At 70.8% G+C, this 25,518-nt stretch carries 25 protein-coding genes; 17 read left to right on the forward strand and 8 right to left on the reverse strand.

From position 1 onward, the window contains the following. The first annotated feature begins 197 nt into the window (after nt 1-197). From ACIQ5Y_RS25940 to amaP, 7 genes are all read left to right on the forward strand, one after another. On the forward strand, nt 198-419 hold the full coding sequence (locus ACIQ5Y_RS25940) for a helix-turn-helix domain-containing protein (protein WP_030010789.1): 222 nt from the start codon (nt 198-200) through the stop codon (nt 417-419). A gap of 163 nt (nt 420-582) precedes the next feature. Then, a complete protein-coding gene (locus ACIQ5Y_RS25945) occupies nt 583-1,362 on the forward strand; it encodes an enoyl-CoA hydratase/isomerase family protein (protein WP_403885017.1) in 780 nt (259 codons plus the stop codon). 110 nt (nt 1,363-1,472) lie between these two features. After that, a complete protein-coding gene (locus ACIQ5Y_RS25950) occupies nt 1,473-1,904 on the forward strand; it encodes an Asp23/Gls24 family envelope stress response protein (protein WP_384728500.1) in 432 nt (143 codons plus the stop codon). 15 nt (nt 1,905-1,919) lie between these two features. Next, nucleotides 1,920-2,105, forward strand: a complete 186-nt coding sequence (locus tag ACIQ5Y_RS25955; RefSeq protein ID WP_403885021.1) for a hypothetical protein — start codon at nt 1,920-1,922, stop codon at nt 2,103-2,105. Between the two features lie 7 nt (nt 2,106-2,112). Next, nucleotides 2,113-2,505 (forward strand): hypothetical protein, encoded by a 393-nt coding sequence (locus ACIQ5Y_RS25960; RefSeq protein WP_403885024.1) that lies wholly within the window; start codon nt 2,113-2,115, stop codon nt 2,503-2,505. Next, nucleotides 2,406-3,044, forward strand: coding sequence for a DUF6286 domain-containing protein (locus ACIQ5Y_RS25965; protein ID WP_403885026.1), 639 nt, complete (start codon nt 2,406-2,408; stop codon nt 3,042-3,044). Before ACIQ5Y_RS25960 ends, ACIQ5Y_RS25965 begins: the two co-directional genes overlap by 100 nt. A 7-nt stretch (nt 3,045-3,051) precedes the next feature. Continuing rightward, a complete protein-coding gene (gene amaP / locus ACIQ5Y_RS25970) occupies nt 3,052-3,609 on the forward strand; it encodes an alkaline shock response membrane anchor protein AmaP (protein ID WP_403885028.1) in 558 nt (185 codons plus the stop codon). Nucleotides 3,610-3,618: 9 nt separating this feature from the next. Here amaP and ACIQ5Y_RS25975 read toward each other — a convergent pair whose 3' ends face one another. The 6 genes from ACIQ5Y_RS25975 to ACIQ5Y_RS26000 form a co-directional block, all read right to left on the reverse strand. After that, nucleotides 3,619-4,374 carry an SDR family oxidoreductase gene (locus tag ACIQ5Y_RS25975; RefSeq protein ID WP_403885031.1) on the reverse strand — a complete coding sequence of 252 codons (756 nt, stop codon included), beginning with the start codon at nt 4,372-4,374 and terminating at the stop codon, nt 3,619-3,621. A 9-nt stretch (nt 4,375-4,383) separates the two neighbouring features. Next, a complete protein-coding gene (locus ACIQ5Y_RS25980; protein WP_403885034.1) occupies nt 4,384-5,175 on the reverse strand; it encodes an SURF1 family protein in 792 nt (263 codons plus the stop codon). A gap of 90 nt (nt 5,176-5,265) precedes the next feature. Continuing rightward, nucleotides 5,266-5,499 (reverse strand): hypothetical protein, encoded by a 234-nt coding sequence (locus tag ACIQ5Y_RS25985; RefSeq protein WP_215139859.1) that lies wholly within the window; start codon nt 5,497-5,499, stop codon nt 5,266-5,268. Nucleotides 5,500-5,624: 125 nt separating this feature from the next. Then, entirely contained in the window at nt 5,625-6,602 is a 978-nt protein-coding gene (locus ACIQ5Y_RS25990) for a DEDDh family exonuclease (RefSeq protein WP_403885115.1), read from the reverse strand. 42 nt (nt 6,603-6,644) lie between these two features. Continuing rightward, on the reverse strand, nt 6,645-9,242 hold the full coding sequence (locus ACIQ5Y_RS25995; protein WP_403885038.1) for an MXAN_6230/SCO0854 family RING domain-containing protein: 2,598 nt from the start codon (nt 9,240-9,242) through the stop codon (nt 6,645-6,647). Nucleotides 9,243-9,393: 151 nt separating this feature from the next. Beyond that, nucleotides 9,394-10,038, reverse strand: coding sequence for a TetR/AcrR family transcriptional regulator (locus tag ACIQ5Y_RS26000; RefSeq protein WP_403885041.1), 645 nt, complete (start codon nt 10,036-10,038; stop codon nt 9,394-9,396). A gap of 143 nt (nt 10,039-10,181) precedes the next feature. Here ACIQ5Y_RS26000 and ACIQ5Y_RS26005 point away from each other — a divergent pair, with 143 nt between their 5' ends. From ACIQ5Y_RS26005 to ACIQ5Y_RS26020, 4 genes are read left to right on the forward strand one after another with little or no spacing between them, the layout of a single operon-like run. After that, entirely contained in the window at nt 10,182-10,979 is a 798-nt protein-coding gene (locus ACIQ5Y_RS26005) for an acetoacetate decarboxylase family protein (protein ID WP_403885044.1), read from the forward strand. Between the two features lies 1 nt (nt 10,980). Next, the gene (locus ACIQ5Y_RS26010) at nt 10,981-11,865 is read left to right on the forward strand and encodes an SDR family NAD(P)-dependent oxidoreductase (RefSeq protein WP_403885047.1); all 885 of its coding nucleotides are present in this window, start codon (nt 10,981-10,983) and stop codon (nt 11,863-11,865) included. Between the two features lie 10 nt (nt 11,866-11,875). Continuing rightward, complete coding sequence (locus tag ACIQ5Y_RS26015) at nt 11,876-13,168, forward strand: amidohydrolase family protein (RefSeq protein ID WP_403885050.1); 1,293 nt, start codon at nt 11,876-11,878, stop codon at nt 13,166-13,168. Beyond that, entirely contained in the window at nt 13,165-14,388 is a 1,224-nt protein-coding gene (locus ACIQ5Y_RS26020) for an amidohydrolase family protein (protein ID WP_403885053.1), read from the forward strand. Before ACIQ5Y_RS26015 ends, ACIQ5Y_RS26020 begins: the two co-directional genes overlap by 4 nt. A gap of 37 nt (nt 14,389-14,425) precedes the next feature. On the opposite strand, the gene ACIQ5Y_RS26025 is transcribed toward ACIQ5Y_RS26020, so the two are convergent. Then, nucleotides 14,426-17,536 carry an NACHT domain-containing protein gene (locus ACIQ5Y_RS26025; RefSeq protein WP_403885056.1) on the reverse strand — a complete coding sequence of 1,037 codons (3,111 nt, stop codon included), beginning with the start codon at nt 17,534-17,536 and terminating at the stop codon, nt 14,426-14,428. Between the two features lie 115 nt (nt 17,537-17,651). Between ACIQ5Y_RS26025 and ACIQ5Y_RS26030 the strand changes: the two genes are divergently transcribed. Genes ACIQ5Y_RS26030 through ACIQ5Y_RS26040 form a run of 3 tightly spaced genes read left to right on the forward strand, consistent with a single transcriptional unit; the run spans nt 17,652 to nt 20,414 of the window. Beyond that, complete coding sequence (locus ACIQ5Y_RS26030) at nt 17,652-18,605, forward strand: sterol desaturase family protein (RefSeq protein ID WP_403885059.1); 954 nt, start codon at nt 17,652-17,654, stop codon at nt 18,603-18,605. Then, nucleotides 18,602-19,318 (forward strand): lysoplasmalogenase, encoded by a 717-nt coding sequence (locus ACIQ5Y_RS26035; protein ID WP_403885063.1) that lies wholly within the window; start codon nt 18,602-18,604, stop codon nt 19,316-19,318. The genes ACIQ5Y_RS26030 and ACIQ5Y_RS26035 overlap by 4 nt, the downstream gene beginning before the upstream one ends. 52 nt (nt 19,319-19,370) lie before the next feature. Further along, nucleotides 19,371-20,414, forward strand: a complete 1,044-nt coding sequence (locus tag ACIQ5Y_RS26040) for a zinc-dependent alcohol dehydrogenase family protein (RefSeq protein ID WP_403885066.1) — start codon at nt 19,371-19,373, stop codon at nt 20,412-20,414. A 126-nt stretch (nt 20,415-20,540) separates the two neighbouring features. On the opposite strand, the gene ACIQ5Y_RS26045 is transcribed toward ACIQ5Y_RS26040, so the two are convergent. After that, nucleotides 20,541-22,085 carry a S8 family serine peptidase gene (locus ACIQ5Y_RS26045; RefSeq protein ID WP_403885069.1) on the reverse strand — a complete coding sequence of 515 codons (1,545 nt, stop codon included), beginning with the start codon at nt 22,083-22,085 and terminating at the stop codon, nt 20,541-20,543. A gap of 257 nt (nt 22,086-22,342) precedes the next feature. Here ACIQ5Y_RS26045 and ACIQ5Y_RS26050 point away from each other — a divergent pair, with 257 nt between their 5' ends. The 3 genes from ACIQ5Y_RS26050 to moaA all read left to right on the forward strand — a co-directional run bounded on the left by ACIQ5Y_RS26050 (nt 22,343) and on the right by moaA (nt 25,500). Next, entirely contained in the window at nt 22,343-22,708 is a 366-nt protein-coding gene (locus ACIQ5Y_RS26050; RefSeq protein ID WP_403885072.1) for a DUF485 domain-containing protein, read from the forward strand. After that, nucleotides 22,705-24,333, forward strand: coding sequence for a cation acetate symporter (locus ACIQ5Y_RS26055; protein ID WP_403885075.1), 1,629 nt, complete (start codon nt 22,705-22,707; stop codon nt 24,331-24,333). Before ACIQ5Y_RS26050 ends, ACIQ5Y_RS26055 begins: the two co-directional genes overlap by 4 nt. A gap of 177 nt (nt 24,334-24,510) precedes the next feature. Further along, entirely contained in the window at nt 24,511-25,500 is a 990-nt protein-coding gene (gene moaA, locus ACIQ5Y_RS26060; RefSeq protein WP_403885078.1) for a GTP 3',8-cyclase MoaA, read from the forward strand. Nucleotides 25,501-25,518 lie beyond the last annotated feature (18 nt).

Raw genomic sequence — 25,518 nt, forward strand, 5'->3', positions numbered from 1 at the left:
CGCCCCTGACCTGGAGATTCCCGGCGGGGGCGAAGAAGTGTGACGGAAGTCATGCGGCGGAAGAGGAGATTCCGTTCTGCTCGGGTGTCCACCCCTCGGGAAATGCCGCCGTACCGACCTTGCGGAATGGGTGGCCAGGAAGCCGGGGAGGGGTGATCATGAGAAGTCCAGAGCGCACTTCCCACGAGGAGGCACGGGTGGCCGAGACTCTGAAGAAGGGCAGCCGGGTGACCGGCGCCGCGCGCGACAAGCTCGCGGCAGACCTGAAGAAGAAGTACGACTCCGGTGCGAGTATCCGGGCGCTGGCCGAAGAGACCGGCCGGTCCTACGGATTCGTCCACCGGATGCTCAGCGAGTCCGGGGTATCGCTGCGCGGCCGCGGTGGCGCGACGCGCGGTAAGAAGGCGGCTACGGCCTGACCTGACCCCGGTCCCATCGGTTCGAACAGTTCCGCAGTTCCAATGGTTCCAACGGTCCGGATGTACCTTCGGTGACCCCCGGTCGGCCCTTTGACCGACTGGGTGGTTACTGTGCAGTCACTTAGGCCGAGAACGCGGCCGACCGCACATCGGAGGCATTCGGATGGCTCTGCTCGACAAGGACGGCGTACGACTCACCGTCGACGACACGCTCGCCACGGTGACACTGACCAATCCGGCCAAGCGAAATGCCCAATCCCCCGCGCTCTGGCGGGCTTTGGCGGAGGCCGGACGGTTGTTGCCGGGCACTGTCCGGGTCGTCGTGCTGCGCGGCGAGGGCAAGTCCTTCTCCGCGGGACTCGACCGTCAGGCGTTCACCCCCGAAGGATTCGAGGGCGAGCCGTCCTTCCTCGACCTGGCACGTGGTTCGGACGAGCTGCTCGACTCCACCATCGCCGAGTACCAGGAGGCGTTCACCTGGTGGCGCCGCAATGACATCGTCTCCGTCGCCGCCGTGCAGGGGCACGCGATCGGCGCCGGCTTCCAGCTCGCGCTCGCGTGCGACCTGCGCGTGGTCGCGGACGACGTCCAGTTCGCCATGCGCGAGACCAGCCTGGGCCTGGTCCCCGACCTCGCCGGCACCCAGCCGCTGACCTCGCTGGTCGGCTATGCCCGTGCGCTCGAAATCTGCGCCACGGGCCGCTTCGTGCACGCCGAAGAGGCGGAGCGGGTCGGCCTCGCCAACCTGGTGGTACCGGCGGACGAGCTCGACGCGGCCGTCCAGGACCTCGCCACGGCACTGCTCGCGCCGCCGCGGGACGCCGTCATCGAGACCAAGGCGCTGCTGCGGGACGCCCAGTCGCGCCCGTACGACGACCAGCGCACCGCCGAGCGCGCCGCCCAGGCCCGCCGCCTGCGCGACCTGGCGGGCCTCTCGGACTGACGCCGCCCCGGGTTCCTCCGGGTGCGCGGCCCTGGGCGCGCCATTCGGGCCGCGCGCTTACGGTGGTCGGGAGTCGTTCCTTCGAGGCACCTCATTCCCAAGGAGATGCGATGACCGAATCCGCATCAGGCAGCTCCGGCAAGGAACCCGGCGAGCGGGGCCGTACGACCATCGCCGACGGGGTGGTCGAGAAGATCGCCGGGCTGGCCGCCCGAGAGGTGGTCGGCGTGCACGCCCTGGGCAGCGGCAGCGGCCTGTCCCGTACGTTCGGCGCGGTCCGCGACCGCGTCCCGGGCGGCGGCAAGCCCTCCGTCAGCCGGGGGGTCAAGGCTGAGGTCGGCGAGGTCCAGACCGCCCTCGACCTGGAGATCGTCGTCGACTACGGCGTGGCGATCCGCCAGGTGGCCCGGGAGGTCCGTGAGAACGTGATCTCGGCGGTCGAGCGGATGACCGGACTGGAGGTGGTCGAGGTCAACATCGCCGTCAGCGACGTCAAGCTGCCCGACGAGCCCGACGAGGAGCCGGAGATCCGTCTCCAGTAGCCGAGAGGAGCCGCAATGAGGATGGCGGTCGCCGGCCTGTTCGCCGGCATGGCCCTGGGATTCGCCGGATACTTCGGCGGTTTCGGAGCCTTCCTGCTGGTGGCGGCCCTCGGCGCCATCGGTTTCGTCGCCGGGCGCTTCCTCGACGGGGACCTGGAGCCCGGGGACCTGTTCCGCCGCCGCGACGACCGGCACGGGTGAGGCGCCCGTGAGCGAGCCGACGGCCGGACCGCAGGCCGGTCCGACCCGGGCCACCCCGCCCAGGGTGGCCCCCGCCGACCGGGGAGCCACCCGGATCGCCGACGGGGTCGTCGCCAAGATCGCCGCCCAGGCCGCCCGGGAGGCGCTCCCCACCCCCTCCTCGGGCGCGCCCCCGCACGCCACCGTCACCGTGCACCACGACATCGCACGGGTCCGGGTCAGCCTGGAGCTCGACTACCCCGCCGACCTCGCGGCCCAGTGCGCGGCCGTACGGAGCCGGGTCACCCGGCGCGTCGAGGAGTGCGCCGAGATGTCCGTACCCGAGGTCGACATCGACATCGAGCACCTGCACTCCACGCAGACCCGGCTCGGCGCCGGGCGGGACCGGCGGCTGCGGTGACCGCCCCGGCCGCCCGGTTCCGGTCCGCCCGGCGCATCCCCGCCGCCCTCACCGCGCTCGTCCTGCTCGGCGTCGCGGCCCTCTTCCTCTACGACCTGGCCGCCGTACGGGCCGACCGCCCCGGCATGCGCTGGCGCCACGAGCTCGCCGTCCGCCTCGGCCGGCTCACCCCCGCGGACCTCGCCGTGCAGCTGACCGGCGGGGCCCTCGCCGTGGCCGGGGCGCTGCTGCTGTTCCTCGCCTGCACCCCCGGCCTGCGGCGGATCCTCCCGATGCAGGCCCCCGGTCAGGCCGCCGGGGTGCGGGCCGGGCTCGGCCGCAGGGACGCGGCGCAGGTGCTTCGGGACCGGGCCATGGAGGTGTCGGGGGTGCGGTCGGTGCGGGTCAAGGTGGGCCGCTCCCACGTCGCGGTGCGGGCCACCTCGCACTTCCGCGAGCTGGACGACGTACGGGCCGATCTGGACGAGGTGGTCGCCGTCGCCATCGGAGAACTGGGCCTCGCGCACCCGCCGCGGCCACGCGTACGGGTCAGGAGGTGAGCGGGAGATGCTCGGGAGAGTGAACCGGGTCCTGCTGGCGGTGGTCGGAGCGGTCCTGCTGGCCGCCGGGGTCGTCCTGCTCACCGGCGTCCGGCCGCTGCACGGCCGGCACGCTCCGCTGCTCACCGCGCAGGACCGGGCCCGGTACGGGCACGCCGAAGGCTGGTGGTGGTGGGCGGTGGCCGCCGGGCTCGCGGTGTGCGTGCTGCTGGCGCTGTGGTGGCTGGTGTCCCAGCTGCGGCGGGCCCGGCTGGCGGCCGTCGAGGTCGACACGGGGGACGGGGCCTTCGCCGTGCTGCGGGGGCGCGCCCTGGAGGAGGCCGTCGCCGCGGAGGCCGGCGCCCTCGACGGCGTGGCCCGCTGCAAGGCCTCGCTGCGGGGCCGGCGCGGTTCGCCCGCCCTGCGGGTCGCGATGGAACTGGAGCCCCACGGCGTACCCGCGGACGCGCTGGCAGCCCTGGCGGGCCCGGTCCTGACCCATGCCCGTACCTCGGCGGGCCTCCCGGAACTCCCGGCGGAGGCCCGCCTCAAGGTGACCTCCCACCGGGCGCAGCGGGTGGTCTAGGGCCACGGGTCAGAAACCGTGCCGGGCTCCGCCGTCCACCGGGAGCATCACACCCGTCAGGTACGAGGCGGCGGGGGAGAGCAGGAACGCGGCCGTGCGGCCGAACTCCTCCGCCGTCCCGTAACGGCGCAGCGGGATCCGGGACTCGTTGCCCGCGCGGGCCGCCTGCGCGTCGCCGGACAGCGCGTCGAGCTCGCGCACCCGGTCGGTGTCGATGCGCGCCGGGAGCAGGCCGACCACGCGGATCCCCCGCGGGCCCAAGTCCGCGGACAGGGACTTGGCGAAGCCCGCCAGACCCGGCCGCAGGCCGTTGGAGATGGTCAGGCCGGGGATCGGCTCGTGCACCGAACCGGACAGGACGAAGCCGATGACCCCGCCCTCGCCCAGCTCGGCGGCGGCCGCCCGGGCGAGGCGGACCGCCCCCAGGAAGACCGCGTCGAAGGCGGCCGACCACTGCTCGTCGGTGTTGTCCGCGGCGAGGCCGGGGGCCGGGCCGCCGACACTGACGAGGATCCCGTCGAAGCGGCCGAAGTGCTCGCGCGCGGCGGCGATGAGCCGGCCGGGCGCCGCCGGGTCGGCGTTGTCGGCAGCCACGCCGATCGCGTTCGGGCCCAGTTCGGCGGCGGCGTCGGCCGCCCGCTTCGCGTCGCGGCCCGTCAGGACGACCTTCGCCCCGTCGGCGGTCAGTTCACGGGCGGAGGCGAAACCGAGGCCGCGGGTGGCTCCGGTGACTACGTAGACACGGTCTTTCAGTCCAAGATCCATGCCGACACGCTACGCGGTCGCGGGCTCGGCCTCCACGGCCGCCGCCTTGGCCGCCTCCTCCTCGCGGTCCCGCTTCTCGCGGCGTACGAGGACCAGCCAGCCCATCGGCACCGCGGAGGCGAACAGCCACCACTGCACGGCGTACGCCATGTGCGCGCCGATCGAGTCGTGGTCGGGTTCGGTGATGATCTCGGGGCCGGCGCCCGTCGGGGCCGGCGAGGTGAGCTCCATGTAGCCGCCGAGGACGGGTCGGCCCAGGTACTCCGACTGCTGCGCGCTGTTGATCAGCATCACCTGGCGGTCCGGCAGGCCCTTGCGGTCCTTGATGCCGCTGCCGCCGCTCGTCTCGTCGGCCTTCAGCCGGCCGGTGACGGTGACCTCGCCCGAGGGCGCTGCCGGCACCGGAGGATACGCGCGGGGGTCGTCGCCGCCGGGCACCCAGCCGCGGTCGACCAGCACGACCCGGCCGTCACCGAGGACGAGCGGGGTCACGACGTGGAAACCGACCTTGTCGTCGTTGGAGGTCCGCATCCGTACGACCACCTCGTGCGCGGTGTCGTAGGTGCCGGTCGCGGTGACGGCCCGCCAGACATCCGCGCGGGGCACTTCGCGGCCGGGGGAGGAGACCTCCGCCACGGGGACCGGCTTCGCCCGCAGATTCGCGTTGATCAGCTCGTTCTGCGCTACCCGGTGCACATGGCGGTGGTACTGCCAGAACCCCAGCTTGATCATCACGGGGATGAGGACGAGGGCGACGAGGGTGAGGCACACCCACTGCCGGGTCAGCACAAAGCGGTACACACGGACGACGTTACCCCCAGCGCGCAAGACCCCGGCGGCCGGGTGGCCGTCCGGGGTCCGGAGGGGAACGGGGGACGGGGTGCGGGGGAGTCAGACGCGGTCGACGATGCCCACCTTCCCCTCCGCGCGGGCGCAGTGCGCCCCGCAGAACCACTGGCCCTCGACCTCGACGCCCTGTCCGATGATCTGGACCCGGCAGTGCTCGCAGACGGGCGCCATGCGGTGGATGGCGCAGGAGAAGCAGTCGAAGACGTGCACCGCGCCCTGCGCGTGCACTTCGAAGGACATGCCGTAATCGTTTCCGCAGACCTCACAACGTGCCATGCGCCGAATGCTGCGCACGGCGGAGGACCGGAACAAGATCCAGTGGGGTGAGTCGCCGAGCCTGCACCCGGCCGGCGCAACGCGCCCCGCTCGGGACTCGGCCCGGGACTCCGCTCGGGACTCCCTCAGGAATCCGCGTCCGCCACGTCCCGCAGCAGTTGGGTGAAGGCCGCCTCGTCGACGACGGGGGTCCCGAAGGACTTCGCCTTGACCGTCTTCGAGGTCGCCGAGTCGGGGTCGTTCGTCACCAGCAGGCTGGTGAGCCGCGACACACTCGTGGCGATGTGCAGGCCCGCCTCGACCGCCCGGTCCTCCAGCAGCTCCCGCTCCACCGACGTGTCACCGGAGAAGGCGATCCGCATCCCCTGCTTCAGCGGCTTGCCGTCCTCGTAGCGCCCCGGGTTCGGGTGCGGGCACGGCGGCCGCTTGCGCGAGGGCCGCCAGCCGCTGTTCCCGTACGAGGACTGGTAGCCCACCCGCGGAGCGGCGGCCGAATCCGACCACTCCGTCAGCGGACGGCACTCCAGCAGGGGCAGCCGTACGCCGCTGCGCGCGGCGGCGTGCAGGGACGGACGGAAGGCCTCGGCGAGCACCCGGGCGTCGTCGAGCGCGTGGTGGGCGCGCTGCTGGACGACGCCGAAGTGCGCGGCGAGCGACTCCAGCTTGTGGTTGGGCAGGGGGAGGTTCAGTTCCTTCGACAGGGCGATCGTGCACAGGCGCCGGCGCACCGGCGCGGTCACCTCGGCGCGGGCGTACTCCCGGGCGATCATCTGCCAGTCGAAGATGGCGTTGTGGGCGACCAGCACCCGGTCCGCGAGCCGCTCCGCGAACTCCGCGGAGATGTCCTTGAAGAGCGGGGCGTCGGCGAGCATCGCGCTCGTCAGACCGTGGATCCACACCGGCCCGGGATCGCGCTGCGGGTTGACCAGGGTGTACCAGTGGTCCTCCACGTTGCCCTGTGCGTCGAGCCGGTAGACGGCGGCGGAGACTATCCGGTCGTCGCGAGCGAGCCCGGTGGTCTCCACGTCGACGACCGCGTACCCCTTCGGGTACGCGGTCGGCCACGTCGTCTCTGCGGTCGTACGGTCGGCGAGCATGGTCACAGAGGATATCGGCACGGACCGACACCGCGGCCCCACCCTGGGTCAGCCCAGTGCCGAGACCAGGTCCCCGGCGGCCAGCTGTTCGAGCCCGCAGCCGTCAACGGGCCCCGGCAGCAGCCGGTATACGGCCCCCCGCGCACCGGCCGGTGCCACGTCCCCGTCCACCAGCGCGAGAAGGGCCGAGCGCCCGGAGGCCGCGGCTCCGGCGAGTGCCTCCACGTCCGGCGCGACCAGCGCGGTGTCCGGAGAGCCCAGCCCGACGAGCCGGGCGGCGAACGCCGCGGTGTCCTCGTCCGCGCGCCGGCGGTAGGTCCACAGCTCGTCGGGGTCGCTCGGCCGGGGCGTGCGGCGCAGGACGACGACCTCGCCGCAGCGGGCCGCCGCGTGCCAGCCGGCCAGCTCCCACAGGGTGGTGCGGCCGGTGGAGAAGTACTGGAACAGGTCGCGGCCGATCCGGGCCAGGTCCTCCTGGTGCGCGTACACGCTGTGGTAGCCCTCGTCGCCCGGCAGGTGCACGTCGGTCCACAGGAAGCCGCGCCGCTCCAGGTCGACGAGGAGCGGTACGTGGATCCGCGAGTTGCCGACCAGGTCGTAGCGTTGCCGGACGGTCCGCGGGTCGTAGTGGGAGGTGCGCCCGGAGCGGCTGGGCAGCGCCATGAAGCCGGCGAAGGCGTCGGGCAGCACCTCGAAGGGGATGTTGTTGTAACCGAACACGACGGGCATGGCGAAGCGCACGCCGGTGTCGGCGAGGGCGTCGAGGTCGATGTCCACGTACTCGCTCGCCCCGGCGGGCGCGGGGGCGGAGGTGAGGTCGCCGGAGTGGACGACGGCCCGCCCGCCGTACACCAGGTTCGTGTAGTCGCACAGGCCCGCGTAGTTCCAGTCGGCGTCGAAGAGCACCACCGACAGGTCCAGGTCCACGGTCTTCCTCGGCGGCTCCATCCAGTGCAGGAACATCCGCAGCACCTCGCCGTCGGGCAGCGCCTGGAAGCTGCCCTTGGGAACGGTCACCAGGGCCTTGGCCGCGGTCCGCTCCGCGGAGGGCACGTGCAGGTGGGCCAGGCGGGAGTCCAGCACCGCCACGTCGTACGGCTCGGCCGTCGACAGCCGGCGCAGCACCTCCTTCTCCAGCAGCCCGCTCACCGCGCGGGTCACCGACTCGGCGAACGGAGGCCGGGTGTCGTCCACGGTGAAGGAGTGCGCGACCTGGCCCCGGGGGAAGAACACCCGCCGGGTGCCGGGCAGATGCCGGATCCGCAGCCGCCCCAGCGCGGACAGCACCGGGCCCGGTCCGGCTTTCGGCAGCCGCTCCTCCAGCACCGCCGCGACCTGTGGGGGCAGGGCGTCCGCCGCGTACCGGCGCAGCAGGTGGTCGAGGCGGCGTACGAGTTCCCCGGGTCGTTCCGCCAGGACGGCGAGGGCGCGGTCCGGGTCCTCGCCGCGCAGGGCCTCCTCGGCGCGCCCGGTCCAGGTGGCGGCCTTGATGCGGGAGCCGTCGACCCGTACGGCGCGTGGGTGGGCGGCGGCCGTGGCCAGCAGGGCCCCGCCGAGCGCGGTGCCCCGCACGTCGGTCTCCCGCAGTACGGCGAAGGCCAGCGCGGCCCTCGGATGGCGGCCGTGCTGCTCGAAGGGGTGCAGGATCTCGGCGGCGCGCTTCCAGACGTCGGGGTGGCGCAGTACGTCCTCGACGAGCGCCGCGGGGTCCAGTCCGTCCAGCAGACCCAGCAGTTCGCGCCGCATCGGCCGCGGCAGGGTGCGCATCCGGGGTGGTGCCAGAAGGTCGGCCCCGCCGCCGGACCAGACGGCCAGCAGCCGCAGGACGTCGGTGGCGGTGGTCAGCCACCGGGGCAGCAGGGCGCGTACGGACTCGCGGGTACGGCGCTCCAGCAGCAGGGTGCCGAGGACGAGGGCCTTGGTCTCCCGGACCGGGATCGTGTCCGGCAGCCAGTCGAGGCCGGCCGGCGCGTGTGCGAGGAGCACCCGCGCCTCCTCGGTGTCCTGGGCCGACAGCGGGGTGCGGCGGGCCAGAAGGCGCAGGAGGGCCCTGACCGAGTCGGCCGCGCGGTCGGTGCCCAGGTCGAGCAGCCGCAGCGGACCCGGGGAGTCTGCGGGGGCGGGCCGTCCCGGCCGCTCGGCGGCCGGGTCCAGGAACGGGTCGCAGAGGTCGATGCGGCGGTGGCAGATGGGGCAGCCGGTGTACACGGCGCCGTCCCAGCAGGCCCGGCAGACGAGGTGGGCGCACGGAGACACGGCGTGGACGCTGCCGACGGTGGCGCAGAGCACGCAGGGTTGCGCGGGCCACTGCAGGAGCAGCGCGAAGACCCGGTCGAGCCACAGGCCGTAGGTGTCGTCGGGCACGGAGGCCGGGAAGGTCCGGAACAGAGGCATGTGCGTGCGGTCGGCACCCAGCAGGACGTCGATGTCCCGGACGAGCGCGGTGCCGGCGGCGGCGAGGCCCGTGGGGCCGAGCCAGGCGAGCGCGGAGCGCAGCGGGGCCGTCAGGGCGTAGCCGCGGTCGAGGAGTTCGGCCTCCAGGGCCATCAGGCCCTCGCTGGTCGAGGGGTCGCCGGGGCGCGGCCCGGCCTGGTCGACGTACACGGTCTGGAGACGGCGCAGCAGGACGGTCGACAGCTCGGGCAAAAGGGGGATTCCTCCGGAGCCGGGGAGAGAGTGAATCGGGGGCGGAGAGGGGACGCGCTGCGCAGTCGTCAGAGGTGAGAGAAGGAAGCACGTCGCGGAGCCGCCCCCGCGCAGCAGATACAACCACGGGTGCCCGCCCGCGCAAACCGATTTAACGACCGGCCCCCGGGGCGGCCGGTGGCGGCGCCGGGAGCGCCGCCACCAGGGAGCGCACGGACAGCAGGAACAACCGCTCCGGATCGGCCGGGCGGGCCAGGGCGCGGGCGAGCGCCGGGTCGTGCGGGGCGGTGGCCGGGTCCCACAGGTCGCTCTCGGCGGGGGACTGGGCGGGGGAGCGCTCGCGGTTGCGCTCGACGAGGAGGAAGCCGACGATCTGGAACTGGATCGCGCGCACCATGTCGGCCGCCCGCGCCCCGCGCAGCCCCGCGACGTGCACCTCGTGGACCAGGGCCTGCTGCGCGGGCAGGAACATCCGCTCGGTGAGCCCGCGTTCGTGGACCATCGCGATCAGGTGCGGTCGCGCGCGCAGCTCGCGGCGCAGGATCCGGGCCACCGACAGGATCCGCTCGGCCGGCCCCTTGCCGGCCGGTCTGATCGCGCCCATCTCCTGCACGGTCCGCTCCACGAGGGCGTCCAGCAGTTGCTCCCGGTTGCCGACGTGCCAGTAGATGGAGGTCACCGCGGTGCCGAGCTCGGCGGCCAGTTTGCGCATGGTGAGGGCGGCCGGGCCGTGCTGCTTGACCAGGGACGCGGCGGCGTCCAGTACCTCGTCACGGGTCAGCGTGCTTCTGGTCATGGATCGGGTCCGCCAATCTGTCGCGTCTTTGAAAACTGGCACAGCGTCAGTTCTTCTGCGTGCAGGGGTCTTTACCCTTCATCGGTGCCGGTGTAACTGTGTTACAGAACCGACTCCGCTCAAGACGAGGGTGGTGCGTGAACATGGCACGCGTACGGTACGGAGCGCGAACCGAGGCAGAGATCGCGGCGTCGCGCGAGAAGAACTCCAAGCTCCCCGACATCTGGTCCACCGGCGTCGTGGCCGTCTGGGAGACCGACCCGGACGTGGTGGCGGCGGTCCTGCCGCCCCCGCTCAAGCCCGCCGAACGGCCCCTCGTACGGGCCAACATCAGCAAGGTCGACCTGCCCGGCTACCCCCTCGGCGCCGGCTCGGTCGCCGTCGCCGCCCGGCACGGCGGGGTCGAGGGCTGGTACCCGCTGGTCATGCCCATGAGCATGGAGCGGGCCCTGACCGGCGGCCGCGAGGTCTTCGGCGAGCCGAAGAAGCTGGGCGAGATCACCGTCGAACGCGAGGGCCTCGTCGTACGGGCCTCCCTCGCCCGGCACGGGATCGCCTTCGTCGAGGTGCGCGGGGCGGTCGACCGCGAGCTGCCGCTGCCCGAGCCCACGCAGAAGGTCGACTTCTACTTCAAGTTCCTGCCCGCGGTGGACGGTTCCGGCTTCGACGCAGACCCGGTCCTCGTGCACTGCACCCGCAACGAGAAGGTCCGCAAGCTGGAGCACATCACCGGTGACGTGGTCCTCCGCGAGTCGATGTTCGACCCGGTAGCCGACCTCCCGGTGCGCCGCGTCGTCGAGATCACCATCGGCGAGAAGACCACCGACCAGCAGGGCAAGGTCGTCGAGCGGGTCAGCGCCCAGGCCCTGCTCCCGTACATCCACCAGCGCTACGACGACCCGATGCAGATCCTGGACGGCCCCCCGGAAGGCAGCGTCTGACATGCGACTCGAACCAGGACAGGTGGCCGTGGTCACCGGCGCCGCCAGTGGCATCGGCCTCGCCATGGCCCGCCGCTTCGCCGCCGAGGGACTGAAGGTGGTCCTCGCCGACGTGGAGGAGGGCGCCCTGAACAAGGCCGCCGCGGAGCTCACGGCAGGCGGGGCGGAAGTCCTCGCGCGGACCGTGGACGTGAGCGACCGAGACTCCGTCGTCTCCCTCGCCGACTCCGTCTACGACGCCTTCGGCGCCGTGCACGTGCTGTGCAACAACGCGGGAGTCGGCTCCGGCGCCGAGGGCCGCATGTGGCAGCACGAGCCCAACGACTGGAAATGGGCCTTCTCCGTCAACGTGTGGGGCGTCTTCCACGGCATCCAGGCCTTCGTCCCCCGCATGATCGAGGGCGGCGCCCCCGGCCACGTCGTCAACACCTCCTCCGGCGACGGCGGCATCGCCCCGCTGCCCACCGCCTCCGTGTACGCGGTCACCAAGGCGGCCGTGGTGACCATGACCGAGTCCCTCTACGCCCACCTCAAGGCGGAAGGCGCGGCCGTCGGCGCCTCCGTCCTCTTCCCCGGACCGCACATGCTGCGCACCGGGCTGTGGGAGTCGCACCGCAACCGGCCCGAGCGCTACGCGAAGCAGCGGCCGCGCAAGTCCCCGTACCGCAGCCTCGACCAGTACGAGGCAGCCATGAAGCAGGCCGGGCACGAGGTGAACTTCACCCCCGTCGAGGAGGTCGCGGAGCACGTCGTCGACGGCATCCGCGCCGACCGCTTCTGGATGCTCCCGGCCAGTGAGCACAGCGACCGGCAGATCCGCGCCCGGTCGCAGTCGATGCTCGACCGGTCCAACCCCGCCTACCTGGAAAGCTTCATCCTCGACTGAGGGGCACGCAGTGAGTGACACACCGTACGAAGACCCGTACCTGATCATCTCCTCCGACTGCCACGCGGGACTGCCGACCGAGCAGTACCGCCCCTACCTGGACAGCGCGTTCCACCCCCAGTTCGACGAGTTCCTCGGCGAGCGCGACGCCCGGCGCGCGGAGGCCACCCGGCTGGGCGTCCGCAACGAGGCCTTCGCCGAGAAGTGGTTCCACGACCACGAGGAAGGCCTCAAGGGCGGCTGGGACACGGCGCAGCGGCTGAAGGAACTCGACGGCGACGGCGTGGCCGCCGAGGTCGTCTTCCCCGACGCCGACGCCGTCGACAGCCAGACCGCGGCCCCCTTCGGAGTGGGCCTCGGCCTCTCCGGCGACCAGGACCCGGCCCTCGGCATGGCGGGCGCGCAGGCGCACAACCGCTGGCTCGCGGAGTTCGTTTCGCAGAACCCCGAGCGACACTGCGGCGTCGCCCTGCTCCCCATCACCGGCGAGCCGGACAAGGTCGTCGCCGAGATATACCGGGCCAAGGAGTCCGGGCTGGGCGCGCTGATGATCCCCGCGATGTGGGTGGACAAGGCGCCCTACCACGACCGCCGCTACGACCCCGTGTGGGCGGCGGCGGCCGAGACGGCGATGCCGATCGTCACCCACTCCGGCTCCTCGCCGCGCCACGAGTACGGCGACCACCTCGGCATCTTCGTCTCCGAGGTCACCTGGTGGCCCTCGCGCCCGCTCTGGTTCCTGCTCTGGTCCGGGGTCTTCGAGCGGCACCCGGGCCTCAAGTTCGGCGTGGCGGAGGCGGGCTGCTGGTGGCTCCCGAACCAGCTGTGGTTCATGGACCGCCTCTACCTCGGCGCGCACGGAGGCAAGAAGCTGTCCCCGTTCGAGGAGCTGAAGCGGCCGCCGAGCGAGTACCTCGACCGCCAGGTCTTCATCTGCGCGACGAACACCAAGCGCCGCGAACTCGCCCAGCGCTACGAGATCGGCGTGGACAACATCCTGTGGGGCTCGGACTTCCCGCACCCCGAGGGCACCTGGCCGGACACCCGCAACTGGCTGAGGAAGACCTTCCACGACATCCCGGTCGACGAGACCCGCCGGATGCTCGGCCTCGCCGCGGCCGAGGTCTTCGGCTTCGACACCGAGAAGCTGGCCCCGATCGCACGCCGGATCGGCCCCACCCCGGCCGAGCTGGGCCAGTCGCCCGACCAGGCGTCGGTGGAGGCCTCCTGGGCCCGCTCCCGCGAGGTGGGCCGGCACTGGCTGACGGAGAACGACTTCCCGGTACTGGGGGTGGACCGGTGACGTCCGAAGACCGCTACACGGTCATCTCGGCGGACTGCCACGCGGGCGCCGACCTGCTGGACTACAAGCCGTACCTGGAGAAGCGGTACCACGACGAGTTCGACGCCTGGGCCGCCACCTACGTCAATCCGTACGAGGACCTCCTCGCGGACACGGCGGACCGCAACTGGAACTCGGCGCGCCGCCTCGCCGAACTCGAAGCGGACGGCATCGTCGCGGAAGTCCTCTTCCCGAACACCATCCCGCCGTTCTTCCCCAAGGCCTCCCTGATGGCCCAGCCCCCGACGGCCGCGGAGTACACGATGCGCTGGGCGGGGCTCCAGGCCCACAACCGCTGGCTGGCCGACTTCTGCGCGGACGCGCCGGGGCGGCGGGCGGGCGTGGTCCAGATCCTCCTCAACGACGTGGACGCGGCGGTCAAGGAGATCCGCCGCACCCGCGAAGCCGGCCTCACGGGCGGCATCCTGCTGCCCGGGGTCCCGCCCGGCTCCACCGTCCCCGAGCTCTACTCGGAGGTGTACGACCCGATCTGGGCGGTCTGCGACGAGCTGGACGTCCCGGTCAACCACCACGGCGGCTCGGCGTCCCCGCCGCTGGGCGACGAACCCGCCGCCCGCGCCGTCTTCATGGTCGAAACCACCTGGTTCTCGCACCGCGCCCTGTGGCACCTGATCTTCGGCGGCGCGTTCCGCCGGCACCCCGGCCTCAAGCTGGTCCTCACGGAACAGGGCTCCGGCTGGATCCCGGGCGTGATGGAGATGCTGGACTACTACCACGGCCGCCTGGTCGCGGCCTCGGGCACGGCCGAGTCCAAGTTCGGGGCGGGCCTGGCGGACGCGATGGGCAAGGGCCCGAGCGAGGTCTGGCGGGACAACTGCTTCGTGGGCGCCAGCTTCATGCGCCCCCACGAAGTCCCGCTGCGGGACCGGATCGGCCTCGACAAGATCATGTGGGGCAGCGACTACCCCCACGACGAGGGCACCACCCCCTTCTCCCGCGAAGGCCTCCGCATCGCCTACGCGGGCCTCCCGCGGGAGGAGGTCGCGGCGATGGTCGGCGGCAACGCGGCCCGGGTGTACGGCTTCGACCTGTCCCTGCTGGACGCGGTCGCGGCGAAGCACGGCCCGCTGGTCTCGGAGATCGCCGAGCCGCTGACGGAGGTCCCGGCGGGGGCCACCAGCCCGGCGTTCGCCCGAGGGGGGTCGGTCCGGGTCTGGTGACGTACGGCACCCTGGGATCTGATACCGGGCATCGGTTCTACAGGAACCGAATCCGCTCCGGCGGGATGGCTTCGATGCCAGTAACCGGGCCGCCGCCATAGATCTCGATGGTGAGCTGGTCAACGTTGGCGAGTGGGGACAGATCGACAGGTGTCTCGCTGAATCCGACCTCGAGCACTCTTAGGCTGTACAGGTCACGCAAAGGCTCCAGGGACACGGCAAAGGAGCACTGCGTGAGTCGCAGGAGCCGGAGACTGTTGTGACGCAGCAGCAGTTCCGGCTCCACCTGCGTCCGCATGAGCTGCAGACTGGTGAGGGTCGGTACGGTCGGTAGGTGATGCAGTCGTCGGCTCTGCGTTTCCCCGGATATGGCCAGGTGCTTGAGATCGGGCCACCGGTCGATCCCATCGAGCGAGATATGGCAGGCTTCAGACCACAAGGTGAGCGACGAGAGATTTCCTGTGGTCGGCAGGTCTGCGAGCCGTTGGATCGGCGCCACGTAGTTGAGCGCCAGTTTATTCAGTGTGTCGAGCTCGTACATCCAGGCCAGCGACAGATAGTCGGGGATGCGAGAGAAACTCAAAGCTTTGAGTGGCAGGTTCGACAAGGGCGAGAGGTCCCGCACCCCGGGACACCTCGACAGGGAGAGATCGGTCAGCCGATCCAATCGCGCGAGAGGGGCCAGGTCGGTCAAGGATTGGTTGCGATCCAGTACGAGGCCCTCCAATGTGCGGCGATTGGTGATTGTGCTCGGCAGCCCGTGGTTGCCGCGTAGGTTCACCTTTGTCGCATGCGGGAGACGATCGAACTGATGGAGGTGCTCGGATGTTTCCATCATCAGGAACTGATCCGAAAGAGCCGCATGTGCGAGCACCGCGTCTGTGTACTCGGCCAGATCGAAGCGATCCCACCCGGCGATGAGGGTATTCACCACCAACGGTCGGTTGTCCTCACGAAAGCGGGCGATGATGCCCAGTGCCCTAGGGCCTCCGACTTCCCATGCTGTAACTACAGTTGAAGCTGCCTCGTAAGCATCGAGGCCCGCCGGATCGGGCAGCAACTCCAGCACGGGCTCGCCGACCGTCGCCAGCTCGGATGCGGCGGCGAAGTCCTTGGGAGGCAGCAGTTGTGATGTGAAGTCCTCCACCTGCGACCGGGTGTCGGGAGAGAGTTCCGGCGCGTGCTCCAAGCAGGCGGCAACCAACACCACCAGCTGGCTGCGCTCCCGGCCGCTCGCGGCCTGCGCCTTATCCATGAGTGCATGAAGTAGTTCGGCACGCTCGCCAACACGAGCGTGCCCCACCGCCATACGGATTACATCGTGCCAGGTGTCGTCGTGCGCGTTACGGACCAGCACGCCAAGATCGCGATCTTCAACTGCCGCCTTGGCGCCGAGGTAGTCCTGAAAGGTCCGATGTACGAAATCCACTGACCCGGGCGTCGGTTCACGCAGTAGCCCACTCCGGTTCAGCAGGTGGCGGAATACTTGGCTGGGCGCTCCGTCCACATGGCGCATTCCCCCCATCCATTCCCCAACCATCTCCACGACTGAACCCCGGGAGACCTCTACCTTCCCGTTCCGGATCAGCCAGTAGGCCAGTCGCTGGAGAAGCAATGTCTGTTCCTCCCGGCCGAGGTGGACGCCTTCGGTCTGATTGATCTCGCGTTCGCTGTCCCTCCGTACAAGGAGCATGTCGAGAGCAGCGTCGTACAGTTCCTTGCGGGCACGCGGCAACTGCATGCGCCTGTCACGGTTCAACGCGCAGAGCAGGGCGCACATCAGCGGATTCGTTGCGAGGCGACCCAGGTCCTGGCGTGAGGTGACAGCACGCATGAGGGAATCTTCATATGCATCGAGCCTGTCACGTTCATCGGCTGAGGGGCATTCGGACCGGACTGCTTCGTGCCAGTGGGAAACGAAGGACTGAACATCGCTTCCCTCCATCGGCAGCAGTAGATGGGAGGTAAATCTCTGGCGGGCGAGCCAGTCATTGGGTACAGCGGACGGTCGGGTCGTCACCACGTACCGTGCCTGGGGATATGCCGCGATCATCGAGCGAAGCCAATTCTCCGCCTTTTCCCGCAACTGCTGTGGGACTTCGTCGACCCCGTCAATGAGCACGAGGGCCCGCCCGCCGGACAAGACGTCCTCGATCCAACCATCGGGTGGGGTGAACGGGACGCCGGACGTGCGAAGCCAGTCCTCGGGGGCAGGGAGGCCGATTTCAGAAGCGAACGATCGCAGCCGTAGGACAAAGGGTATACATGCGTTCAGATCGCGCAGTTGAGGTCCGAAACTGCGCTGTGCGGCGTTCAGTGCCAGCCAGTCGACGAGGGTCGTCTTCCCTGATCCGGCCGGCCCTCGCAGAAGTATCCGGTCGGTGCCGCTCAGAGCCTCCTCCACCTTGACGGTCCTCCGATTGAGGCCACGTTCCACGGGGAAGAAGTCCTCACCTTCACCCGTAACGGCGAGACTGATGTATGCGAGGTTGAGGGGCCAATCCTGCCGCGGACGGCTGAAGGTCACGCCGAATAGCTCCAACCGGCCATGGGTCTCTGCCACGTATGCCACGTAGCGTGCTTCGAAGCGGGCAATCGATGCGGCATGCTGCGGTTTCGTCCACTCCCGCACGTCGCTCAGTGTCCGGGACAAGTCACCTGTGCGCCGGATGAGTTCCACGTTGGTCCGGGCGTCGAACCCAGGCAGGGTCGTCATGTATTCCACGGCGTGCCCGCAGCACAACTGGACCAGCTCCCGGTACACTGCCTCCGCTTGATCGTTCAAGCGTGCCGAAGGTGTGTGGGCGAGGACGGCCGCCGCCAGGGCCAACGGGTCGAGGTCCGCGGCGAACAGAGCCTCCGCGTCCAGCGGGCCGAGCGCGGCGAAGGCATCGGCCACTGCGTCCAGCGCTGCCAGACGTTCGTGCTCCGGAAGCTCCGCGCAGGCTGGACCCAGGCGGGCCGCCAGGGCGTCAGCCAGGCGGCGAACCTCGGCGTGGCCCAGTTCGGTCGGACGCCGCCACGGCTGCGCCGGGCGCGCCGGATCCTTGGCCAGCCCCGCCCCCGGTGCCCGGGACAGAAGCGATCTCACCAGCGCCCCCGCCGCCGTGCCCGCCACCCGTAAGAGAACCGTTTCGAAACCTGTCATCCGCCACCCTCCCCATCGGCCAGGACATCTTCTCGCGAACCCTCGGTAACCCCGATGGATACCGATCGGTAACAACCTCTAGCGGCACCCCGGAGACCGCCTCTATGGTGCGCACATGCCGAACCTGCCCGATGTCGTGCTGTGGTCCATACCCGCCTTCGTGCTGCTCACCGTCATCGAGGTGGTCAGCTACCGGCTCCATCCCGACGAGGACGCCGCCGGCTACGACGCCAAGGACGCGGTCACGAGCGTCACCATGGGGCTCGGCAGCATCGGCTTCGACCTGCTCTGGAAGATCCCGGTCGTCGCGGTCTTCACCGCCGTCTACGAACTGACCCCGCTGCGGGTGCCGTTCCTGTGGTGGACCGCCCTGCTGATGCTCCTCGTCCAGGACTTCCTCTACTACTGGCAGCACCGGCTCCACCACGTCATCCGCATCCTGTGGGCCTGCCACGTGGTCCACCACAGCAGCAAGCGGTTCAACCTCACCACCGCTCTGCGCCAGCCCTGGACCAGCGCGACCACCTGGTGGTTCTACCTGCCGATGGTCGCCCTCGGGGTCCACCCGGCCGCGATCCCGTTCTGCTACGGCATCAACCTGCTCTACCAGTTCTGGGTGCACACCGAGCGCATCGGGAAACTGCCGCGCCCCTACGAGTACGTCTTCAACACCCCCTCCCACCACCGCGTGCACCACGCCTCCCAGGGCGGCTACCTGGACCGCAACTTCGGCGGCATCCTGATCGTCTGGGACCGGATGTTCGGGTCCTGGGTCGGGGAGACCGAGCGGCCCGTCTACGGGCTCACCAAGAACATCGACACCCACAACCCGCTGCGCGTCGCCACCCACGAGTACGCCGCCATCGCCCGCGACGTACGGGCCGCCGACAGCTGGCGCGAGCGCGCCGGGCGGGTCTTCCGCGGCCCCGGCTGGCAGCCGGCCCAGGCCGTGGCCGGAGCGGGCGCGGCCGGAGCGGGCGCGGCCGGAGCGACGTCGTCCGTCCCGGCCGACTCCGCCGGTGCCGGTGCGGTCGCCCCGCGGCCCGCCGCGTCGGAGTCCGCGGCATGACCCCCTCGCGCACCGTCCCGGCCTGGGCCGCCGGGCAGGACCGTCCGGCGGTACGCCACGCCCGCCTCGGCCGCATCGCCCTCATCGGCTTCGCCGTGGCCACCGCCGTCGACCTCGGCTCGCTGCTCGCCGGCTGGCACCTCGGCCACGTCATCGCCAAGCCGCTGCTGATGCCGCTGCTCGTGGCGTACGTCGTCACGCGCGGCGCGCCCCGGCTGCTGGTCGCCGCCCTGCTGTTCGGCTGGGGCGGGGACCTCGCCCTGCTCTTCGACGCCGACCCGGCCTTCCTCGTGGGCATGGGTTCCTTCGCCGTCGGGCACGTCTGCTACCTCGTGCTCTTCGGCAAGCGGGCCGCGAACCCGCTGCTCGGGGGCGCGTACGCCCTCGCGCTCGTCGGGACCGTCGCGATGCTCTGGGCCGACCTCCCGGCGGACCTGCGCATCCCGGTCGCCGGTTACAGCCTGCTGCTCACCGCCATGGCGTACCGCTCCAGCGCGCTGGGCCCGCGGGCCGGGATCGGCGGGGCGCTGTTCCTGCTCTCCGACACCCTCATCGCCACCGGTGTCGCCGAATGGCCGCAGCTGCCCCGGCCGGACTTCTGGATCATGGCCACTTACGTCGCGGCCCAGTACCTGCTGGCCACCGGCGCGATCACCCGCACGACCAACGGCGAGAGCACCGGCCAGAGCACTCGGGAAGCAGGCGTACGGTAGGGGGAGTCTTACAAGACTCAACCATTTCCCCGAGCCGGAGGACTGCACCACCATGCGCGCCACCGTCATCCACGCCCCACACGACATCCGCGTGGAGGAGGTGCCCGACGCTGCGATCCAGCGCCCCGAGGACGCCGTCGTCCGCGTCCTGCGCGCCTGCATCTGCGGCAGCGACCTGTGGGCCTACCGAGGCGAGGCCGCGCGGCAGCCGGGCCAGCGCATCGGCCACGAGTTCCTCGGTGTCGTCGAGGAGACCGGCTCCGCCGTCTCCGGCCTGAAGGCCGGCGACCTGGTCGTCGCCCCCTTCATGTGGTCCGACGGCACCTGCGACTACTGCTCCGAGGGGCTGTACACCTCCTGCGTGCACGGCGGCTTCTGGGGCTCGGTCGGCCACGACGGCGGCCAGGGCGAGGCCGTGCGGGTCCCGCACGCCGACGGCACCCTGGTGAAGCTGCCCGCGGACGCGGTCTCCGACGACCACCTGCTGACCGGGCTGCTCGCGCTCTCCGACGTCATGGGCACCGGCCACCACGCCGCGCTGGGCGCCGGGGTGCGCAAGGGCTCCACGGTCGCCGTCGTCGGCGACGGCGCGGTCGGCCTGTGCGGCGTCCTCGCCGCCAAGCGCCTCGGCGCCGACCGGATCATCGCACTGGGCCGCCACGAGGCCCGTACGGACATCGCCAAGCTCTTCGGGGCCACCGACGTCGTCGCCGAGCGCGGCGAGGCGGCCGAGGCGGCCGTCCGCGAGCTCACCGGCGGCCAGGGCGCACACTCGGTCATCGAGGCCGTCGGCACCGAGCAGTCCATGCGCACCGCCGTGAACATCACCCGCGACGGCGGGGCCATCGGCTACGTCGGCGTCCCGCACGGCAGCGGCACCGGCCTCGACCTCGGCGTGATGTTCGACCGCAACATCACCCTGCGCGGCGGCGTCGCCCCCGTCCGCGCGTACATCCCGGAGCTGCTGGAGGACGTGCTCTCCGGCGCGATCGATCCGGCGCCCGTCTTCGACCGCGCGGTCGCCCTGGACGAGGTGCCGGACGGCTACCGCGCGATGGACGACCGCAGCGCCCTCAAGGTGCTGATCAAGCCCTGACGCGCCCCCTGGCGGGACATGGAGAAGGGCCGGGCGGGGTGATCCCCGCCCGGCCCTTCCCGGTTCAGCCGGTTCAGCCGGTTCAGCCGGTTCAGCCGGTTCAGCCGGTTCGGCCGGTTCGGCCGGTTACTTGACGGCCTTGAGCGCGTCGACCACGCCGTAGCCGTAGTAGCCGGTCTGGCCCCACTTGCTCTGGCAGGTGGTCGCGTTGATCAGCGCGCCCGTGGCGTCGTATATCTGCGTCGGGCAGTCCGTCTTCGTGGCCTGGGCCTTCAGCATCGCCTGGAGCTGCGAGGGCGTGGCCGACGGGTGGGCGCTCTTGAGGAGCGCCGCGACGCCCGCCACGTGCGGGGTGGCCATCGAGGTGCCCTGCTTGTAGCCGTAGCCACCGCCCGGGAGGGTGGACAGCACGCGGCCGTTGGCGTCCGGGGTGGCGGGGACCTGCCACTTGTCGCCGCCGGGGGCGGCCACGTCCACGACCCCGAGGCCGTAGCTGGAGTAGTACGAGCGGAAGCCCTTGTCGCCGGTGGCGGACACGGTGACCACGCCCGGGAGCTGGGTGGGCAGGTCCAGGCAGACCTTCGGGTCGATGGTGCGCGGCACCGGGGTGGCGTCGTCCGGGCTGGTGTCGTCGACGATGGAGTCGGCGGACAGGTCCCAGTTCTCGTTGCCGGCCGCGGCCACGTTGAGCACGCCCTTGCGCTCGGCGTACTTGCTGGCCCGGGTGAGGGCCTCCACCAGCGCCTTCTGGTCGTCGTCCGTCTTGCAGTTGAAGTACCAGGGGTCGACGTAGTAGCTGTTGTTGGTCACCTCGATCCCCTTCTCGGCGGCGAACATGAAGCCGCAGACGACGGCCTCGGTGAAGAAGAGGCTGGTGCCGGGCTCGCTCACCTTGATGCCGGCCACCTTCACGCCGGGCGCGACACCGCTGACGCCGACGTTGTTGCGCGCCGCCGCGATGGTGCCGGCCACGTGCGTGCCGTGGTCGCTGCCGTCCGGGTACGGGCGCCAGGCGCCGTCGGTGGTGTCCGCGACACCACCGACACAGTTGGCCGACTGCTCCTTGGAGAAGTTCGGGGCCAGATCGGGGTGGGTGTCGTCGACACCCGTGTCGATGACGCCCACCGTGACGTTCCGGCTGCCATCGTTGATCTTGTGAGCCTGATCGGCCTTGATCGCGCGCAGGTCCCACTGGTTGGACTCCAGCGGCTCCTGACCCTCCTGGGCTGCCGCGGCCGCCTTCGCGGCGTCCGCCGCGCTCAGCTGCTGCGTGGAGCCCTCCTCGGTGGTCTGCACCGTCTGGAGGGGGGCCGTACGGGTGGCGCCGACCGAGACGAAGAGGCCGCGGTTGGCGCGCAGCGTCTTGGCGAAGTCCGGGTTCTGCGAGTGCGCGACGATGACGCCGATCTGCTCATAGGACGTCACCACCGTTCCGCCGGCCCGCTCGATGGCCTTCTTCGCGGCCTTCACCGTGGCGTACGAGTTCAGGTTCGCCACGTACGACAGCTTGGGGCCGGTGGTCTCGGCCTTCGAAGCCGCGGCCGTGTCCGCCGTGTTGCCCAGCGGGGCGGCCGAGGCCGCGACCGAGGGGAGGAAGGCGAGCGAGGCGGTGAGCGCCAGGCCGACCGGTACGGCGAGAGCACGCCGACGGCCGGATCCCAGATGAGCCATGGGTTCTCCAGATCATCCTTGAAAAAGCCGTCCGTGCGCGGTCGCGACGGACGGGTTCATGACAGGCGAACCTAGCGTTCTCGTTCCCTTCTGCGCCATCAGTTCGAGAAATCAGTTCCCGAAGAATCAGTGGGTGTTGAACCGTCGCGACACGCCGTCCGTGCCGTTGACAGGGGGGATCAGCACCACCGTCCCCCCACACGGAGGTTGTTTTGTCCGTCTTCCCCCCAGCACCCGCGTCACAAGGAGAGCCCCCCGTGACCACCGAAGCAGCGCCGCCGCCGGGCAGCGCGGGAACGCCACTGCCGGGCCCCACGGCCGAAGACTTCGAACGCGTCCAGCAGAGCGCCGAGTTCGCCGAACTGCGCGGCTCCTACCGCTCCTTCGCCTTCCCGCTCACCGTGGCCTTCATCGCCTGGTACCTGCTCTACGTGCTGCTGTCCAACTACGCGGGCGGCTTCATGGGGACCAAGCTCTTCGGCAACGTCAACGTCGCCCTCGTCCTCGGCCTCGCCCAGTTCGCGACGACCTTCCTCATCGCCTGGCTGTACTCGCGCCACGCGGCTTCCCAGCTCGACCCGAAGGCCTCGGCCATCAAGGCGCGGATGGAGGCCGGGGAATGAGCGCGACGCTCCACGCGACCACGCTCGCGACGGGCGCCAGTGAGCACCGCCCGCTGATCATCACCCTGTTCGGCCTGTTCGTCGTCGCCACCCTGATCATCACGATCTGGGCCGGCCGGCAGACCAAGGACGCCGCCGACTTCTACGCGGGCGGCCGCCAGTTCACCGGCTTCCAGAACGGCCTGGCCATCTCCGGCGACTACATGTCCGCCGCGTCCTTCCTCGGCATCGCCGGAGCCATCTCCCTCTTCGGCTACGACGGCTTCCTCTACTCCATCGGCTTCCTCGTCGCCTGGCTGGTCGCCCTGCTGCTCGTCGCCGAGCCGCTGCGCAACTCCGGCCGCTACACGATGGGCGACGTTCTCGCGTACCGGATGCGCCAGCGGCCCGTCCGCACCGCGGCCGGCACCTCCACCATCGTCGTCTCGATCTTCTACCTGCTCGCCCAGATGGCCGGCGCGGGCGTGCTCGTCTCGCTGCTCCTCGGCATCACCAGCGACGGCGGCAAGGTGGCCGTGGTCGCGCTGGTCGGCGTCCTGATGATCGTCTACGTGACCATCGGCGGCATGAAGGGCACCACCTGGGTCCAGATGATCAAGGCGGTCCTGCTGATCGCGGGCGCCCTGCTGATCACCTTCCTGGTGCTGGTGAAGTTCAACTTCAACATCTCCGCCCTGCTCGGCCAGGCGGCCGAGAACAGCGGCCAGGGCGCGAAGTTCCTGGAGCCCGGACTCAAGTACGGCAAGGACTCGCTCACCAAGCTGGACTTCATCTCGCTCGGCCTCGCCCTGGTCCTGGGCACCGCGGGCCTGCCGCACATCCTGATCCGCTTCTACACCGTGCCCACCGCCAAGGCCGCCCGGAAGTCGGTGAACTGGGCCATCGGCATCATCGGCGCCTTCTACCTGATGACCATCGCCCTCGGCTTCGGCGCCGCGGCCCTCCTCAAGCGCGCCGACATCCTGGCCTCGAACAAGGCGGGCAACACCGCGGCCCCGCTGCTCGCCCAGGAGATCGGAGGCGGCGCGGGCTCCACCGGAGGCGCCATCCTGCTCGCCGTGATCTCCGCCGTCGCCTTCGCCACCATCCTCGCCGTGGTCGCCGGCCTGACCCTGGCCTCTTCCTCCTCCTTCGCGCACGACATCTACGTCAACGTCATCCGCAGGGGCCAGGCCACCGAGAAGGAGGAGGTGCGCGCCGCCCGCTGGTCCACCGTGGTCATCGGGGCCGTCGCCATCTTCCTCGGGGCCCTCGCACGCGACATGAACGTCGCCGGCCTGGTCGCCCTCGCCTTCGCGGTCGCCGCCTCCGCCAACCTGCCGACGATCCTCTACAGCCTCTTCTGGAAGCGCTTCACCACCCAGGGCGCGCTCTGGTCGATCTACGGCGGCCTGATCTCGGCGGTCGGCCTGGTGCTGTTCTCGCCGGTCGTCTCCGGCAAGCCCACCTCGATGTTCAAGGACGCCGACTTCTACTGGTTCCCGCTGGAGAACCCCGGCATCATCTCCATCCCGCTCGGCTTCCTGCTGGGCTGGCTGGGAACCGTCCTGTCCAAGGAGCAGGCCGACCCGCAGAAGTTCGCCGAGCTGGAAGTGCGCTCCCTCACCGGAACAGGGGCTCACTGAGATCGTACGAACACCCAGCGTGGCCGCGTCGTACCTTTTTACGACGCGGCCACGTTACGTCTCGTTCATTCGGGTGGCTCTGCCCGACACACACGTCCCGTAGTCTCGAAATAGAACGCGTGAGATAGATCGACTGTCGCGCGTACCTCTACTTCCGGACAGGGGAGGGGGCCAACAGTGCTTCTCGACACGTACGGCCGCGTGGCCACTGACCTGCGGGTCTCGCTCACCGACCGGTGCAACCTGCGCTGCACCTACTGCATGCCCGAAGAGGGCCTGCAGTGGCTCGGCAAGTCCGACCTCCTCACCGACGAAGAGATCGTCCGGCTGATCCGCATCGCGGTCACCCAGCTCGGGATCACCGAGGTCCGCTTCACCGGCGGCGAGCCGCTGCTGCGCCCCGGCCTGGTCGGGATCGTCGAGCAGTGCGCGGCCCTGGAGCCCCGCCCGAAGATGTCCCTCACCACCAACGGCATAGGCCTCAAGCGCACCGCGACGGCCCTGAAGGCGGCCGGCCTGGACCGGGTGAACGTTTCCCTGGACACGCTGCGGCCCGAGGTCTTCAAGACCCTCACCCGCCGTGACCGGCACAAGGACGTCATCGAGGGCATGGCCGCGGCCCGTGACGCCGGCCTCACCCCCGTCAAGGTCAACGCGGTGCTGATGCCCGGGCTGAACGACGACGAGGCCCCCGACCTGCTGGCCTGGGCCGTGGAGAACGAGTACGAGCTCCGCTTCATCGAGCAGATGCCGCTCGACGCCCAGCACGGCTGGAAGCGCGACGGCATGATCACCGCCGGGGACATCCTGCAGTCCCTGCGCACCCGCTTCACGCTCACCGAGGAAGGCGCCGACGAGCGCGGCTCCGCCCCGGCCGAGCGCTGGGTCGTCGACGGCGGCCCGGCCACCGTCGGTGTCATCGCCTCGGTCACCCGCCCGTTCTGCGGAGCCTGCGACCGTACGCGGCTCACCGCCGACGGCCAGGTCCGTACGTGCCTCTTCGCCACCGAGGAATCGGACCTGCGCGCGGCCCTGCGCTCGGGCGCCCCGGACGAGGAGATCGCCCGGCTCTGGAAGGTCGCGATGTGGGGCAAGAAGGCCGGGTCCGGCCTCGACCTCCCGACCTTCTCGCAGCCCGACCGCCCGATGTCGGCGATCGGCGGCTGACCCGCCGCCGCGCCACGG

Source organism: Streptomyces sp. NPDC096339 (assembly GCF_044762985.1).
In the GTDB taxonomy this organism is placed as follows: domain Bacteria; phylum Actinomycetota; class Actinomycetes; order Streptomycetales; family Streptomycetaceae; genus Streptomyces.

Bases quoted from the DNA above. Each gene is read 5' to 3' on its own strand.
- ACIQ5Y_RS25955 (WP_403885021.1), top strand. From the start codon at position 1,920: ATGAGGATGGCGGTCGCCGGCCTGTTCGCCGGCATGGCCCTGGGATTC.
- ACIQ5Y_RS26035 (WP_403885063.1), top strand. From the start codon at position 18,602: ATGACCCCCTCGCGCACCGTCCCGGCCTGGGCCGCCGGGCAGGACCGT.
- ACIQ5Y_RS26030 (WP_403885059.1), top strand. From the start codon at position 17,652: ATGCCGAACCTGCCCGATGTCGTGCTGTGGTCCATACCCGCCTTCGTG.
- ACIQ5Y_RS25975 (WP_403885031.1), bottom strand. From the start codon at position 4,374: ATGGATCTTGGACTGAAAGACCGTGTCTACGTAGTCACCGGAGCCACC.
- ACIQ5Y_RS26045 (WP_403885069.1), bottom strand. From the start codon at position 22,085: ATGGCTCATCTGGGATCCGGCCGTCGGCGTGCTCTCGCCGTACCGGTC.
- ACIQ5Y_RS26005 (WP_403885044.1), top strand. From the start codon at position 10,182: ATGGCACGCGTACGGTACGGAGCGCGAACCGAGGCAGAGATCGCGGCG.
- ACIQ5Y_RS26025 (WP_403885056.1), bottom strand. From the start codon at position 17,536: ATGACAGGTTTCGAAACGGTTCTCTTACGGGTGGCGGGCACGGCGGCG.
- ACIQ5Y_RS26040 (WP_403885066.1), top strand. From the start codon at position 19,371: ATGCGCGCCACCGTCATCCACGCCCCACACGACATCCGCGTGGAGGAG.
- ACIQ5Y_RS25950 (WP_384728500.1), top strand. From the start codon at position 1,473: ATGACCGAATCCGCATCAGGCAGCTCCGGCAAGGAACCCGGCGAGCGG.
- ACIQ5Y_RS26010 (WP_403885047.1), top strand. From the start codon at position 10,981: ATGCGACTCGAACCAGGACAGGTGGCCGTGGTCACCGGCGCCGCCAGT.
- ACIQ5Y_RS25945 (WP_403885017.1), top strand. From the start codon at position 583: ATGGCTCTGCTCGACAAGGACGGCGTACGACTCACCGTCGACGACACG.
- ACIQ5Y_RS26000 (WP_403885041.1), bottom strand. From the start codon at position 10,038: ATGACCAGAAGCACGCTGACCCGTGACGAGGTACTGGACGCCGCCGCG.
- ACIQ5Y_RS26055 (WP_403885075.1), top strand. From the start codon at position 22,705: ATGAGCGCGACGCTCCACGCGACCACGCTCGCGACGGGCGCCAGTGAG.
- amaP (WP_403885028.1), top strand. From the start codon at position 3,052: ATGCTCGGGAGAGTGAACCGGGTCCTGCTGGCGGTGGTCGGAGCGGTC.
- ACIQ5Y_RS25985 (WP_215139859.1), bottom strand. From the start codon at position 5,499: ATGGCACGTTGTGAGGTCTGCGGAAACGATTACGGCATGTCCTTCGAA.